We start from the raw sequence: 14,570 nt of genomic DNA on the forward strand, positions 1-14,570 counted from the left end.
ATGCTTGAATCCGTTATTGATATTCGCGGCCTGGACAATGCCGAGCGCAGCAAGGTGCAGGCGCGTGCCGAAGCACCGCAACGCTGGACAGTTGATGAAATTGTCGCCTTGTTTGAATTGCCTTTTGCAGACCTGATGCACCAGGCGCAGACCGTGCACAGAGAGAATTTTGACCCCAATGGTGTGCAAGTCAGCACCTTGCTTTCCATCAAGACGGGTGGCTGTTCCGAGGATTGCGGTTATTGCCCGCAAGCCGCGCGTTATCACACCGATGTGGAAAAGCAGGATTTGATGCAGCTGGAAGAAGTGCTGGCAGCCGCACGTGCCGCCAAGGAAAACGGCGCTAGCCGCTTCTGTATGGGTGCTGCCTGGCGTAGCCCCAAGCAGCGTGACCTGGAACCTGTGCTGAAGATGATTCAAGAGGTGAAGGCCATGGGTTTGGAAACCTGCGCCACGCTGGGCATGTTGAAAGATGGTCAGGCTGAGCAGCTCAAGGATGCGGGCCTGGACTACTACAACCACAATCTCGACACCGCGCCTGAATACTACGGCGATGTGATTACTACGCGTACCTACCAGGACCGTCTGGATACTCTGGATAGAGTGCGTAATGTGGATATCAACGTTTGCTGCGGCGGCATCATAGGCATGGGCGAATCCCGTCCCCAGCGCGCTGGCCTGCTGGCGCAGTTGGCCAATATGGAACGTCCACCTGAAAGTGTGCCCATCAATCTGCTGACGCAGGTGGAAGGCACGCCTATGTATGGTACCGATGAGCTTGATCCGTTTGAATTTGTGCGCACCATTGCGGCTGCGCGTATCACCATGCCGCAAAGCTTTGTGCGTCTTTCAGCTGGTCGTCAGAGCATGCATGAAGGCATACAGGCTTTATGCTTCCTGGCAGGTGCCAATTCCATCTTCTATGGTGAGAAATTGCTGACTACAGGCAACCCTGAAGCCGAGGCGGACAAGGCCTTGTTCGGCAAGCTGGGTATACATCCGCTGTAAGCATGTCCATGCAGATGCAATCCAGCCCGGCTGGGGATATGTTGCAGGGATTGCACTTGGAACTGGCGCAGCGCGCAGAACAGGGTTTGCTGCGCCAGCGTCGCATGCTGCAAGGCATGCAGGGCGCGCATGTCGTCATTAACGGTAAGCGCTTGCTCTCTTTTTGCAGCAATGACTATCTAGGCCTGGCCAGCCATCCCGCATTGATCTCCGCGATGTCAGAAGCCGCCCAGCAATATGGTGCGGGCAGTGGTGCCTCGCATCTGGTCACCGGGCATCAAACTGCCCATGAAGTGCTGGAGCAGCGCTTGCAGCAATTCATGGCTGTGCCTGCGGTGTTGCTGTTCAGCACGGGTTATATGGCCAATCTGGGCATCATCACCGCCTTGTGTGGTCGTGATGATGAAATCTTTGCTGATAAGCTCAACCACGCTTCGCTTAACGATGCCGCGGTACTGTCACGTGCCAGCCTCAAGCGTTATGCGCATAACGACATCACTAGCCTGGAGCGCTTGCTGGCGCAAAGTAGCGCCAGGCGCAAGCTGGTGGTCGCTGATGCCGTGTTCAGCATGGATGGGGATATTGCCCCCGTACCTGCGCTGCTGGCACTGTGCGAACGTTACGATGCCTACCTGATGCTGGATGATGCCCATGGCTTTGGCGTGCTTGGTGCAAAGGGTCGCGGCATTCTCGAACATTTCAATCTCAGTTCGCCACGCATTATCTATATGGCAACCCTGGGCAAGGCCGCTGGTAGTGCGGGTGCTTTTGTTGCGGCTGAGCAGGTGGTGATTGATTATTTGCTACAGTCAGCCAGGTCGTATATTTACACCACAGCCAGCCCGGCACCTGTGGCGGCGGCAGCACTGGCTGGTGTAGATATCATTTCTTCCGAGCCGCAGCGGCGTCAAGATTTGCAGCAATTGATCACCTATTTGCAGCAGCACTGCCAGCTGCAGCGTTGGCAGCTCTTGCCCTCGAATACTGCAATACAACCCATCATCATAGGCAGCAATGATGAGGCTTTGCGCGTAAGTAAGCACTTGCAGGAGCACGGTATTCTGGTGGCTGCCATCCGTCCGCCTACCGTGCCCAAGGGCACAGCCAGGTTGCGTATTTCGCTTTCGGCCCAGCATACAGAACAAGATGTAGCGCATCTGCTGAATGCTTTACATGAGATAGAGGTCGCATGAGTGCTTTACAGCCAGCAACGCCTTTGCATATAGACATCAAAGGCCAAGGCCCAGCCCTGGTACTGATTCATGGCTGGGGCATGCATGGTGGCGTCTGGCAGCCTTTGCTCAAGCGCCTGTCTGCGCATTTCACCCTGCATGTGATTGACCTGCCCGGTATGGGTTTGAGCCAGAGCGCAATTGCGACTGATCTGGACGAAATGGTTGCGGCCATAGTGCCGCAGTTGCCGGAAAAATCTCATCTTCTGGGTTGGTCACTGGGCGGGCTGGTGGCCATGCGTATTGCCAACCGTTACCCGCAGCGCGTGAACAAGCTAGTGCTGGTGGGCAGTACGCCGCGCTTTATCAACACCGCAGAGGATGCCGTGCAACCCTGGCAGTTTGGCATGCAGGCCAGCGTGTTTGAAAAATTCGCCCGCCAGGTGGAGGCAGATTATGCGGCCACACTGCTTAAATTCCTTACCCTGCAATGCATGGGCGCGGATGATGCCAGAAGCACGATCAAGCAACTGCGGGTTGCCATCGCTGCACGCCCAGAACCTTCGTCATTAACGCTGCAAGCGGCGCTGGATGTGCTGCTGAATAATGACCTGCGCCCCTTGCTGGCTAGCCTGACTTTACCCGTGTTACTGATTCATGGTGACCGCGATACCTTGGCTCCGGTACAAGCCGCGCACTGGCTGGCGCAGCATCTGGCGCACGCCCAGCTTAGGGTGATTGCTGGTGCTGGTCACGCACCTTTTCTTTCCCATCAGCAGGCTTTCACCACCGCCTTGCTGGATTTTCTGCAGACAGCCCCAAACGCTACATGAGCGATCAATACCATATAGATAAGGCCAGAGTCAGGGCCTCTTTTCATAGAGCCGCTGGCAGCTATGATGCCGCCGCCATACTGCAACAGGAAATCCGCGCCCGCATGCTGGATAGGCTGCAATTGGTCAAACTGGCACCTACACGCATTCTTGATGCAGGCTGTGGCACTGGCCATGCCAGTGTGGCTCTGGGCAAGCGCTATGCGGGCAGTGAAGTGATTTCTCTGGACATTGCCCTGGGCATGCTGCAACAGACCTTGCGTCATTATCCCTTGCTGAAACGTTTACTCGGTAACAAGGCCCCAGCCGCCATCTGCGCCGATATTGAGCAACTGCCACTACAGGCGGGCAGTGTGGATCTGGCCTGGTCCAATGTCGCCATTCAATGGTGTAATGATCTGGATCAGGCGTTTGGCGAATTTCACAGAGTGTTGCGGCCAGAAGGCCTGCTGATGTTCAGCACCTTTGGCCCGGACACGCTCAAGGAGTTGCGCGCCGCCTCTGGCGATGGCCATGTGCATGTCAGCCGCTTTATTGATATGCATGATATAGGCGACGCGCTGGTGCGGGCTGGCTTTGCTGATCCGGTACTGGATGTGGAACGCTTTGTGCTGACCTATGATGACGTCATGGCGGTGATGCGTGATCTCAAGGCCATAGGCGCGCACAACGCATCGGCAGGCCGTCCGCGCGGTTTGTTAGGCCGAGGCTTCCTCGCACGCCTGGCTGAGGCCTATGAGCAATTCCGCGATCAAGGCAAACTGCCTGCGACTTATGAAGTCGTTTATGGCCATGCCTGGAAACCCGCGCAGCCGCGTCATGCTCATGCTAGTGATACGGCCGCAGTGACTTTCCACCCTCGAAAAAAAACCTGAGAAGCAATATCATGAAATGCGCTTATTTTGTCACCGGCACCGATACTGGCGTGGGCAAGACCACCATCTCCAGTGCACTGGTGCATCAGTTTGCGGCGCTGGGTTTGCGCAGTGTGGGGATGAAGCCTGTGGCTTCTGGCTGTATCTTGCAGGATGACGTGCTGTTGTCTGAGGATGTGCAACAACTCAAGGCCGCCAGTAATCTGACGCTGCCGCTGAGCGATATCAATCCCTATGCCTTTGAGCCTGCCATTGCTCCGCATATTGCCGCCAGCCAGGCGGGCGCAGAGATAGAGCTGGGCGTGATACAGGCCGCCTATGCGCGCTTGGAGGCTGCAGCTGATGTGGTGATTGTCGAGGGCGTAGGCGGGTTCCGCGTGCCGCTGAATGATACTTTAGACACAGCCGATCTAGCCGTGGCGCTAGGCCTGCCTGTGATTCTGGTGGTGGGTTTGCGTCTGGGCTGTATCAATCATGCCCTGCTCACAGCAGAGGCTATTGCCGCGCGTGGTTTGACCCTGGCAGGCTGGATAGCCAATCGCATAGACTGCCATGAGCATGCAAGAAGAAAACTTGCAGGCCTTGCGCCTGCGCTTGCAGGCACCTTGTCTGGGTGTGGTGCCTGGGTGGCGGCGGGTGATTTTACGGAGATAGATACTGAGCTTGTTGCTCAGCTTTAAATCTGACTTTCCTGGCATGCAGGCTCTCTATGCCAGCATTTCTCCTTCAGCTATACAACTGGTGACGCTGGATATAGTCCAGCACCGTATCAGGCAGTAGATAACGTGGGCTGGTTCCCTGGCTTAGTTGCTCACGGATTTTAGTCGCTGAGATATCCAATGCGGTGATGTGGGCAAAGTAAATGCAACCAGCCTTACTATTCTGCAATGCGGCTACGTCCTTGACCTCATGCTGCTGAATCAGCGCGGTTAAGTCAGCCGATTCAATAACTTGCTGCGCCCCAGGGCGACTGGCGACTATGATATGCGCATGTTTGAGCAAGTCCTGCCAGCGGTGCCAGGTGGGCAAGCCAGCAAAAGCATCTTGTCCTAGCAGTAAACACAGCCCGGCTTCTGCTGCGAGCTCACGTGCGATCTCCTGCAAGCTATCCACAGTATAAGAATAGCCTTCGCGTTTAAGCTCACGAGTATCGAGAGTGAAGCGGGGATTGTGCTCTATGGCCAGCGCCACCATGTCAGCGCGTTGTGCCGCAGAGCTGCCAGGCTGGGGGCGGTGCGGTGGTATTGCAGCGGGGATAAAGCGTACTTCGCTTAAGCCCAGTGTGGTCGCCAGCTCTTCTGCCATACGCAGGTGGGCATGGTGTATGGGGTCGAAAGTGCCGCCCATGAGGCCTATCAGGGGAAATGGCACTGATAGGCTCATAGGGTGATCAATGATGGGCTATTGAGGACAGGCAGGCTCAGGCGCGTACCTGGCCGTCACCCAGCACTATGTACTTGAGGCTGGTCAGGCCATCCAGACCCACAGGGCCGCGGGCATGCAGCTTGTCGGTGGAGATGCCGATTTCAGCACCCAGGCCATATTCAAAGCCATCGGCAAAGCGTGTAGAAGCGTTGACGATGACGCTGCTGGAATCCACCTCGCGCAAGAACTGCCGCGCGTTGGTGTAGTTCTCGGTGACGATGGCTTCGGTGTGCTGTGAGGAGTATTTGTTGATATGCTCTATGGCCTCATCGACATCCGCTACTACCTTGACCGAGATAATCGCTGCCAGGTATTCGGTGTAGTAATCCTCTTCGCTCGCAGGTTTGGCATTGGCAACCAATGCCTGCGTCTCTGCACAGCCGCGAATCTCAATGCCTTTGCTGGTCAGCATGGCAGCCAGAGGTGGCAGGGCAGTGGCCGCAATACTACGCGCGACCAGCAAGGATTCTGCCGTATTGCAGGTGCCCAGGCGCTGGGTCTTGGAGTTTTCCAGAATGCGCTCGGCCTTGTCCAGATCAGCGCTTTCATCCACGTAGACATGGCAATTGCCATCCAGATGCTTGATCACAGGAATGCGCGCCTCGTTGGAAATGCGCTCAATCAGGCCTTTACCACCGCGTGGCACAATCACGTCCACATAGTCTTTCATGGTGATGAGCTCACCCACGGCAGCGCGGTCTGTTGTGGCGACCACTTGCACGGCTGCTTCTGGCAGGCCTGCGGCGCGCAGGCCTTCATGCACCAGCTCAGCCAGCACACGGTTGCACTCTATGGCCTCTGAGCCACCACGCAGGATGGCGGCATTGCCGGACTTGATGCACAAGCCAGCAGCGTCAGCGGTGACGTTAGGCCTGGCTTCATAGATGATGCCAATCACGCCCAGGGGTACGCGCATTTTGCCGATCTGAATACCAGAAGGGCGATACTTGAAATCCGACATTTCACCAATCGGGTCTGGCAGGCTGGCGATTTGTTCCAGCCTTCGGCCATGGTTTGTATGCCTTTTTCCGAAAGCACCAATCTATCCAGCATGGCAGGCTCTAGGCCATTCTTGCGCGCGGCTTCCAGATCGGCAGCATTGGCTTGCAACAGCGCTGAGTGCTCGCGGCGTATCGCGCTGGCGATGGCACGTAGCGCCTGATTTTTGGTATTGGTGCTGGCCTTGGCCATGGCGCGCGATGCCTGGCGTGCCTGTTCACCAAGTTGTTGCATATAGCGTTTGATATCGTCCATTTCCTGCCTTTAATCTCTAACTTGAGCTTAATTGTGGGCTCTAGTATTACAGCTTGCTATCTTTTTCCTATGCGCGCGAGGCCAAAGCACAGACGGGAAATTTCCAGCCAGGGGTCCTGGTGCAGCAAACCCTTGGCGGCCTTGTCTATTTCGCCCAGTTTTTGCAAGGCGGCTTCCAATTGGCGCATGCTGAGTCTGGACAATGCACGGCGCACCTGGTTCTGCCGCTCGCCATAAATTCTGGCTTGTTGCATGGCGCTGCTGACATTGCCACCCTGGGTTTCGGCAAATTTTACCTTGACCAGGCCACGCAGCACCCAGGCCAGCGCACTCATCACCGCCACTGGCTGCGCACCTTCTTCGCGCAGGCCTTGCAGTATGCGTACCGTATGTTCGCTATCGCCAGTTAACACCGCATCACCGAGCTGGAAAGCATCGTAACGCGAGACATTGAGCACGGCAGCGCGGACTTCCGCGCCATCCAGCTGGCCTGCAGGGTAGAGCAAGCCTAGTTTCTGGATTTCCTGATGTGCAGCCAACAGATTACCTTCAACCTGGTGGGCAATAAACTCCAGGGTGTCCTGATCGGCTTTCTGCTGCTGCCGGGCCAGTCTTTCGGCTATCCATTGCGGCAGGGCGCTAGGTGCCACTTCCAGCAGGGCCAGCGATACCGCCTGGTTTTCCAACGCGGCAAACCAGGCGCTGTTTTTGGCTTCACGCTCCAGCTTGGGCAGGATGATGATGGTGACAGTGTCAGGGATGGCTTCTGCCGCCAAGGCCTGCAATACCTTGCTGCCATCCACGCCAGGCTTGCCAGTGGGAATGGCGATTTCGAGGATGCGGCGGCTGGCAAACAGAGAAATAGCCTGACCAAAAGCGGTGACTTGCTGCCAGTTGAAATGGCGCTCGACCACTAGTTGGGTGCGCTCATCATGGCCTGCCGCTCTGGCTGCCAGACGGATAGCATCCAGGCATTCACGCTGGGCCAGTGGCTCATCCCCCATTAATACATAGAGCGGTGCCAGGCCTTGCTTGAGGTGCCGCTCCAGTTCCTGCGGCTTCAGCCTCATTCCAGCGTATCGCCTGCAGTCTCGTCCAGAGAGCGTAAGTCTGCCGCACGCGGCTTGCTCTTGTCTGGCCTGGCTACCATAAGCCTACGCAGTAATTCGCGTACCGAGTCATCTTTCATATCGTTGTATAGGCGTTCCTGCTCCAGTTGCTTCGCCAGCAGTTGCGAGTCATCGTAGGTGATTTCGCGACGGTTTTTAATGGTCTGCACATCACCCCAGACATCGCTGGAGGGATCACGCAAGCGGAAATTGACCGTGTAGAACAACTCGAACTCACGCACCAGACCACGTCCGCTCAAGGACAGAATGCGTTGTTCCTGGGTTTCGCTGAGGATTTCCAGCAACAGGTCTGCCTCATCAGCAGCGCTAACCACCTTGACCCCATTCACCGCCAGCGAGCGCTTGAACGGCTTGGAGATGGAGATGGTTGGCCCTTTTACATACAGGGTGTGGAATTTCAGATCGGCGATGCCGCGCATCTGAAAGCCGCATGCTGACAGGGTCAGCAGCAAGATTGGCAATATCCAGCGGGCGGCACGCATGCTCATGTTTTATCCTACAACGATGTTGACGAGTTTATTGGGCACCACGATGATCTTGCGCACGCTGCCTTCGGCCAGGTATTTCTGCAGGCTTTCCTGCTGCACGGCCAAGGCCTCAATCGCGGCTTTATCCAGAGTGCGAGGGATGATCATGCTGCCACGCAATTTGCCGTTGACCTGCAGCATAAGCTCAATCTCATCCTGCACCATGGCGGCCTTGTTGGCAACTGGCCAGCGTGCATCCAGTAATTGGGCACCTGGACGCAGCTCTTGCCACAGCGCATGGCTGATATGCGGCACGATAGGCGAAAGCAACACAATCACGCTTTCCAGGGCTTCCTGACGGATAGCACGGCTGCTGCCATCATTGCCCTCAAGTTTGGCGTAAGCGTTCATCAATTCCATGATGGCAGCAATCGCGGTGTTGAAGGTTTGACGGCGGCCGTAATCATCGCTGACCTTGTCTATGGTCTGGTGCAATTGGCGACGGAAAGTCTTGAGTTCGGTACTCAGTTCGCCGCTGCTATAGGCAGTCACCACGCCAGCTTCCACATGGCTGGCCACTGCGGCCCAGACCCGTTTGAGGAAGCGGTGCGCACCTTCTACACCTGCATCAGACCATTCCAGGCTTTGCTCCGGTGGTGCTGCAAACATCATGAACAGACGCGCGGTATCGGCACCGTAGTTATCGATCAATTCCTGCGGGTCTACGGTATTGCCCTTGGACTTGGACATCTTGCTGCCATCCTTGAGCACCATGCCCTGGGTCAGCAGCTTGGTGAAAGGCTCATCATGCTGAATCAAACCTACATCACGCATCAGTTTGTTGAAGAAGCGCGCATACAGCAAGTGCAGGATGGCATGTTCAATACCGCCGATATATTGATCAACGGGTAACCAGTAATTGGCGCGTTGATCCAGCATGCTGTCCTTGGCATCAAAGCTGGCGTAGCGTGCGAAATACCAAGAGGACTCAACAAAGGTGTCCATGGTATCGGTTTCACGCGTGGCAGGCTGGCCGCAGCTGGGGCAGCTGGTTTCATAGAAGCTGGGGTCTTTCTTGATCGGCGAGCCTACGCCGTCCATGACCACATCTTCAGGCAAGACGACGGGTAGCTGATCTGCAGGCACAGGCACTTCGCCACAGCTGGCACAATGCACGATAGGGATAGGACAACCCCAGTAGCGTTGACGCGAGATACCCCAGTCACGCAGTCTGTATTGCACGCGCTTCTGGCCCAGTTGCTTGGCAGCCAATGCGCTGGCAATCGCATCGCTGGCCTGGCTGAAATCCAGACCATTGAAATCACCAGAATCAAACAAAATCCCGTGCTCGGTGTAGGCGCTGACCAATGGCAGTTCCAGCGTGTCATGCGCGGGCTTGATCACGGCCTTGATTGGCAGGCTATATTTGCCTGCAAATTCGAAATCACGCTCGTCATGCGCAGGCACGGCCATGACAGCACCTTCGCCATAGCTGATCAGCACATAGTTGGCCACCCAGACTGGCAGCAATTCACCAGTCAGTGGGTGTTTGACGAAGAGGCCGGAATCCATGCCTTTTTTCTCGGCAGTGGCGAGGTCGGCCTCAGCCACGCTGCCACGCTTGCATTCGTCTATAAAAGCTTGCAGCGCTGGGTTGTTCTTGGCGGCAGCGGTAGCCAGGGCGTGTTCTGCAGCCACGGCAACATAAGTTGCCCCCATCAGGGTGTCTGGGCGCGTGGTGTAGACCTTGAGCGTGCCTGTGCCTTCAGCCAATGGGAACTCAACTTCACAGCCAAAGCTCTTGCCTATCCAGTTGCGCTGCATGGTCTTGACCTGCTCAGGCCAGCCTTCCAGCTGGTCCAGGTCGTTGAGCAGTTCCTCGGCATAGGCCGTAATTTTCATAAAGTACTGCGGAATGTCGCGCTTCTCGACAATTGCGTCTGAGCGCCAGCCGCGTCCATCAATCACCTGCTCGTTGGCGAGCACGGTTTGATCCACCGGGTCCCAGTTGACGGTAGCGGTTTTCTTGTAGATCAGGCCTTTTTTATACAGCTCGGTGAACAGCCATTGTTCCCAGCGATAGTAGTCAGGCTGGCAAGTCGCAATCTCACGCTGCCAATCCACCGCCAGGCCCAGGCTTTTCAGCTGGGTCTTCATGTGGTCTATATTGCTATAGGTCCAGCCCGCAGGTGCCACATTGTTCTTGATGGCTGCGTTTTCCGCAGGCAGGCCAAAGGCATCCCAACCCATGGGCTGCATGACATTGAAACCGCGCATATGGTGGAAGCGGCTCAGCACATCGCCTATGGTGTAATTGCGCACATGCCCCATGTGCAGCTTGCCCGATGGGTAAGGGAACATGGACAGGCAATAGTACTTGGGCTTGCTGGAGTCTTCAGAGGCCGCAAATGCCTGGCTGGATTCCCAATGTTGTTGTGCTTGTTGCTCGATCTCGCGGAATGGATACTGCTGCTGCATGATGGGCTGGATGTCTATGAAATTATTAAAAGAAAATTATACCTGAAGGCCCTGGGTTTCCTTGCATGATGACAGGGAAATCCAGGACAGGTATTGGCAGACCTTAGCCTGCTAATGGTTATGACTTGGTTTTATAACTTGCTTATATTATTTGGCCAGGGCTTGCAGAATACTGGCGCGGATTTCCGCCACTTCACCCAGACCGGAAAACTTGACGTACTTAGGCGCATTGGCACCCCCGGCATTAGCCAGTTGGAGTAGTACTCTACCAGTGGCTTGGTTTGGCTGTGGTAAACCTCCAGGCGCTTGGCCACGGTTTCTTCCTTGTCGTCTTCGCGCTGTACCAGATCTTCGCCAGTAACATCGTCTTTGCCTGCGACTTTGGGTGGGTTGAACACCACATGATAGGTACGCCCGGAAGATAGATGCGTGCGGCGGCCGCTCATGCGTTTGATGATTTCTTCATCAGGCACATCAATTTCCACCACGTAGTCTATATCCACACCTGCCTGCTTCATGGCTTCAGCTTGAGGAATGGTGCGTGGGAAGCCATCAAACAAAAAACCTTGCTGACAGTCGGCATCCTTGATGCGCTCCTTGACCAGGCCAATAATGACTTCGTCAGGCACCAGGCCGCCGGAATCCATAAAACGCTTGGCTTCCAGACCTAGCTGGGTGCCAGCCTTGACCGCAGCGCGCAGCATGTCGCCAGTGGAGATTTGTGGAATGTTGAATTGTTCTTTGATGAAGGTGGCCTGGGTGCCTTTGCCAGCACCCGGTGCGCCTAACAGTATGACTCTCATATGGTCTCCTCTTTGCAATCCGCGATTATATCAGTGACTAGCGCTTAAGATGATGAGGCCGCCAGATGGTTGGCGATGGCAACAAACTGCGCCAGGGCCAGGTTCTCAGCCCGTAGTTGCGGGTCTATGTCCAGTGCGGCAAAGCGTCATCATCCAGCAAGCCTTTTAGGGTGTTACGCAGCGTCTTGCGGCGCTGGGCAAAGGCACTGGTCACCACCTTGGCAAACAAGGCCTCATCTTTGGCTGGGTAAGGTAATTCGGCATAAGGCACGGCACGCACAAAGGCGGATTCCACCTTGGGGGCAGGGTCGAATGCTTCAGGCGGCACGGTCAGCAGGTAATCCATCTGCAGCCTGTACTGCAGCATGACGGACAGCCTGCCATAGGCAGCGCTAGAAGCTCTGCCACCATGCGTTCCACCACTTCTTTTTGCAGCATGAAGTGCATGTCAATAATGCTGGGCACATTGTCCAGCAGGTGGAACAGGATGGGCGTGGAGATGTTGTAAGGCAGGTTGCCCACCACGCGCAGCTTGGGCGCGATGCTGCCAAAATCGAACTTGAGGGCATCGCTGGCATGTATGGTCAGCTTGCCTGGCGGATAAGCGGTTTGCATCCACTCAATGATGTCTCTATCAATCTCCACCACATGCAAGTGCTGCAATTTATCGACCAGCGGGCGCGTCATGGCGCCCAGGCCTGGGCCTATCTCCACCATGCAGTCAGTGCTATGCGGGCCTATGGCGCTGATCAGGCTGTGAATGATGGCTTGATCAGTGAGGAAGTTCTGGCCAAAACGTTTTTTTTGCGATGTGTTTCATGCGGCTTATGTGCGGTGTGTGGCCAGGTCAATGGCCAGTGTGATGGCGCTTAATAAGCTGCCGATATCAATATTGCCTTTACCTGCAAGGTCCAGCGCCGTGCCGTGATCGACCGAGGTGCGGATAATCGGCAGGCCCAGGGTAACGTTGACGCCTTGACCAAAGCTGGCGTGCTTGAGCACGGGCAGCCCTTGGTCGTGGAACATGGCCAATACGCAATCACCCTGGGCCAGATTGTGCTGGGTAAACAGCGTGTCTGCAGGGAGTGGCCCCTTGAGCTGCATGCCCTCCAGGCGTAATTGCTCAAGTACAGGCGTGATGGTCGTGATTTCTTCCATACCCAGATGACCACCTTCGCCCGCATGTGGGTTGAGCCCGGTCACCAGAATGCGCGGTTGCGGTATGCCGAATTTATGCACCAGATCGTGATGCAGGATGCGGATAGTGGTAGTCAGGCTGTCACGGGTGATGGCTTCTGCCACCTTGATCAGCGGCAAATGCGTGGTCGCCAGCGCCACCCTGAGGCTGCCACCCACCAGCATCATGACCACCTGCGGCGTATTGGTACGCTCGGCGAGGAATTCAGTATGACCGCTGAAGGCAATGCCTGCATCGTTGATAATGCCTTTGTGCACTGGCGCTGTGACCATGGCGGCAAACTCCTGCGTCATGCAGCCATCTATCGCACTGGACAAGGTGTTGAGCACGTAAGCACTGTTACGTTGATCCAGCTTGCCAGCCTGCACTGGCACGGCGCTGGGTTGATGTAACACGGTGAGCTTGCCTGAGCCATTATGCACGCTGATGTTTGCTGGGTTGTAGGCCTGGGTCAGCAAGGGCAGTTGCAGTTGTTGTGCGCGCTCGGTGAGCACGCGCTCGTCTGCCAGAATCACCAGCTCGCAGGCCAGCGGCTGGCTTGCGAGCATCACGCAGAGGTCTATCCCTATGCCAGCAGGTTCACCCGCAGTGACGACGATGCGTGGAATGGCGTTCAAGGGTGGCTTAGTATTTGTCTTCGAGACGGTATTCCACATAAGCACGGTCCCGCAGTTCGCGTACCCAGTCCTGATAACCATCATCGGATTTACGGGCGCGGATTTCCTGACGTGCTTTCATGCGTGCGGATTCTCTGGTCATGTCCTGCTTGCGGCGTTCCAGCACCTGTATCAAATGCCAGCCAAATGGTGAGCGAACTGGCTCGCTGACCACATTAGGCTCCAGCGCATTCATGACTTTCTCGAAAGCAGGTACGGTGTCGCCAGGGTTGGTCCAGCCGAGGTCGCCGCCATTGTTGGCCGAGGCATCTTCGGAGAATTGGCGCGCAATTTCGGCAAAATCAGCACCATGGTCCAGACGCTCCTTGATGGAGATAATCTTTTGCTCTGCGTCTTTTTCCGAGACAACCTCACTAAGCTTGATGAGGATATGGCGCACATGGGTTTGATCCACCACCAGTGGCGAGCTGCCACCGCGACGATTAAGCAACTTGAGAATATGGTAACCGTTGGGGCTGCGCAGAATGCCAGTCAGCTGCCCAGCTTGCAGCGGTTGCAGTGCTTCGGTAAACAGCGATGGGAGTTGTGAGCTGGTTTTCCAGCCCAGTACGCCGCCTTCAAGTGCATTGGGGGCATCGGAATAGCCTGCAGACACCTGACCGAAATCAGCACCACCCTGCAATTCCTTCAAAGCAGTTTCGGCCTTGGCACGCAGCTTCTGCAATTCTTCCGGCGTACCTTCTTCTGGTGCACGCACCAGAATATGGCCCACCTCGAATTCATCCTGTATATCGGTACGCGAAGACTGGGTAGTGAGGAAGTTATCGATCTCAGACTCGGTGACATTCATGCGATTGTCCACCTCGCGCTCACGCAGGCGGGCCAGGATGATTTCGTTGCGAATGTCTTCGCGGAACTTGCGATAGGGAATGCCTTCGCTTTCCAGCGCCTTGCGGAACTCGCCACTGCTGAGTTTGTTCTGCTCGGCAATGCGCTCAATGGTTTTATCGAGTTGCGCATCGTCGACGCGCAAGCCAGTCTGCGCGGCATATTGCAGTTGCAATCTGTCATTGATCAGCCGCTCCAGAATCTGCTTTTGCAATACCTCACGCGGTGGCAGTTGCGTACCCTGCTTTTCCAGCTGGGCGGTGACTGTCTGGATGCGATCCGAGAGTTCTTTTTCCGTGATCACGCCTTGATCAACAATCGCGACAATACGGTCTATCTTGGAGATTTCTGCCGCCAGCAGGGGCAGGCTCAGCAAGGAAAGCAGTACAACAAGGCCATGCTTGGCCAGGAATTTAAACATG

The 14,570-nt window shown here is 55.8% G+C and carries 11 protein-coding genes and 3 pseudogenes; 5 read left to right on the forward strand and 9 right to left on the reverse strand.

Features of this window, described 5'->3' with window-relative positions; translation table 11 throughout:
- The 5 genes from bioB to bioD are packed head-to-tail and all read left to right on the forward strand — an operon-like array spanning window position 1 to window position 4,568.
- Window positions 1-1,008 (forward strand): biotin synthase BioB, encoded by a 1,008-nt coding sequence (bioB, locus tag JCM2850_RS05670; RefSeq protein WP_025870399.1) that lies wholly within the window; start codon window positions 1-3, stop codon window positions 1,006-1,008.
- 8 nt (window positions 1,009-1,016) lie between these two features.
- Window positions 1,017-2,201: an 8-amino-7-oxononanoate synthase gene (gene bioF / locus JCM2850_RS05675; protein WP_234406112.1), complete on the forward strand. Its 1,185-nt coding sequence runs from the start codon at window positions 1,017-1,019 to the stop codon at window positions 2,199-2,201.
- Entirely contained in the window at window positions 2,198-3,013 is an 816-nt protein-coding gene (gene bioH / locus JCM2850_RS05680; RefSeq protein WP_036265576.1) for a pimeloyl-ACP methyl ester esterase BioH, read from the forward strand. Before bioF ends, bioH begins: the two co-directional genes overlap by 4 nt.
- Window positions 3,010-3,888, forward strand: a complete 879-nt coding sequence (gene bioC / locus JCM2850_RS05685) for a malonyl-ACP O-methyltransferase BioC (RefSeq protein WP_025870405.1) — start codon at window positions 3,010-3,012, stop codon at window positions 3,886-3,888. Before bioH ends, bioC begins: the two co-directional genes overlap by 4 nt.
- A gap of 11 nt (window positions 3,889-3,899) precedes the next feature.
- On the forward strand, window positions 3,900-4,568 hold the full coding sequence (bioD, locus tag JCM2850_RS17400) for a dethiobiotin synthase (RefSeq protein ID WP_369384835.1): 669 nt from the start codon (window positions 3,900-3,902) through the stop codon (window positions 4,566-4,568).
- Between the two features lie 46 nt (window positions 4,569-4,614).
- On the opposite strand, the gene nadD is transcribed toward bioD, so the two are convergent.
- The 9 genes and pseudogenes from nadD to JCM2850_RS05735 all read right to left on the reverse strand — a co-directional run bounded on the left by nadD (window position 4,615) and on the right by JCM2850_RS05735 (window position 14,569).
- A complete protein-coding gene (nadD, locus tag JCM2850_RS05695) occupies window positions 4,615-5,271 on the reverse strand; it encodes a nicotinate-nucleotide adenylyltransferase (protein ID WP_199898256.1) in 657 nt (218 codons plus the stop codon).
- A 37-nt stretch (window positions 5,272-5,308) separates the two neighbouring features.
- Window positions 5,309-6,567, reverse strand: a pseudogene (locus JCM2850_RS17405) (glutamate-5-semialdehyde dehydrogenase).
- A 56-nt stretch (window positions 6,568-6,623) separates the two neighbouring features.
- Window positions 6,624-7,637: a DNA polymerase III subunit delta gene (gene holA / locus JCM2850_RS05705; protein WP_025870409.1), complete on the reverse strand. Its 1,014-nt coding sequence runs from the start codon at window positions 7,635-7,637 to the stop codon at window positions 6,624-6,626.
- Window positions 7,634-8,185 carry an LPS-assembly lipoprotein LptE gene (locus JCM2850_RS05710; RefSeq protein WP_025870416.1) on the reverse strand — a complete coding sequence of 184 codons (552 nt, stop codon included), beginning with the start codon at window positions 8,183-8,185 and terminating at the stop codon, window positions 7,634-7,636. Before JCM2850_RS05710 ends, holA begins: the two co-directional genes overlap by 4 nt.
- A 3-nt stretch (window positions 8,186-8,188) precedes the next feature.
- Window positions 8,189-10,642 (reverse strand): leucine--tRNA ligase, encoded by a 2,454-nt coding sequence (leuS, locus tag JCM2850_RS05715; protein WP_025870417.1) that lies wholly within the window; start codon window positions 10,640-10,642, stop codon window positions 8,189-8,191.
- A gap of 147 nt (window positions 10,643-10,789) precedes the next feature.
- A pseudogene (gene adk / locus JCM2850_RS17410) lies at window positions 10,790-11,445 on the reverse strand (adenylate kinase).
- A 44-nt stretch (window positions 11,446-11,489) separates the two neighbouring features.
- Window positions 11,490-12,265 (reverse strand): annotated as a pseudogene (rsmA, locus tag JCM2850_RS17415) (16S rRNA (adenine(1518)-N(6)/adenine(1519)-N(6))-dimethyltransferase RsmA).
- A gap of 5 nt (window positions 12,266-12,270) precedes the next feature.
- Complete coding sequence (gene pdxA / locus JCM2850_RS17420; RefSeq protein WP_199898257.1) at window positions 12,271-13,299, reverse strand: 4-hydroxythreonine-4-phosphate dehydrogenase PdxA; 1,029 nt, start codon at window positions 13,297-13,299, stop codon at window positions 12,271-12,273.
- A complete protein-coding gene (locus JCM2850_RS05735; RefSeq protein ID WP_234406113.1) occupies window positions 13,268-14,569 on the reverse strand; it encodes a peptidylprolyl isomerase in 1,302 nt (433 codons plus the stop codon). Before JCM2850_RS05735 ends, pdxA begins: the two co-directional genes overlap by 32 nt.
- Window position 14,570 lies beyond the last annotated feature (1 nt).

This window comes from Methylobacillus glycogenes JCM 2850 (assembly GCF_000617925.1).
GTDB lineage: Bacteria > Pseudomonadota > Gammaproteobacteria > Burkholderiales > Methylophilaceae > Methylobacillus > Methylobacillus glycogenes.

What these genes read in the sequence shown, in the direction of transcription:
- bioB (WP_025870399.1), top strand. Translation starts at nt 1, where the DNA reads ATGCTTGAATCCGTTATTGATATTCGCGGCCTGGACAATGCCGAGCGC.
- bioF (WP_234406112.1), top strand. Translation starts at nt 1,017, where the DNA reads ATGCAGATGCAATCCAGCCCGGCTGGGGATATGTTGCAGGGATTGCAC.
- bioH (WP_036265576.1), top strand. Translation starts at nt 2,198, where the DNA reads ATGAGTGCTTTACAGCCAGCAACGCCTTTGCATATAGACATCAAAGGC.
- bioC (WP_025870405.1), top strand. Translation starts at nt 3,010, where the DNA reads ATGAGCGATCAATACCATATAGATAAGGCCAGAGTCAGGGCCTCTTTT.
- bioD (WP_369384835.1), top strand. Translation starts at nt 3,900, where the DNA reads ATGAAATGCGCTTATTTTGTCACCGGCACCGATACTGGCGTGGGCAAG.
- nadD (WP_199898256.1), bottom strand. Translation starts at nt 5,271, where the DNA reads ATGAGCCTATCAGTGCCATTTCCCCTGATAGGCCTCATGGGCGGCACT.
- holA (WP_025870409.1), bottom strand. Translation starts at nt 7,637, where the DNA reads ATGAGGCTGAAGCCGCAGGAACTGGAGCGGCACCTCAAGCAAGGCCTG.
- JCM2850_RS05710 (WP_025870416.1), bottom strand. Translation starts at nt 8,185, where the DNA reads ATGAGCATGCGTGCCGCCCGCTGGATATTGCCAATCTTGCTGCTGACC.
- leuS (WP_025870417.1), bottom strand. Translation starts at nt 10,642, where the DNA reads ATGCAGCAGCAGTATCCATTCCGCGAGATCGAGCAACAAGCACAACAA.
- pdxA (WP_199898257.1), bottom strand. Translation starts at nt 13,299, where the DNA reads ATGTGGAATACCGTCTCGAAGACAAATACTAAGCCACCCTTGAACGCC.
- JCM2850_RS05735 (WP_234406113.1), bottom strand. Translation starts at nt 14,569, where the DNA reads ATGTTTAAATTCCTGGCCAAGCATGGCCTTGTTGTACTGCTTTCCTTG.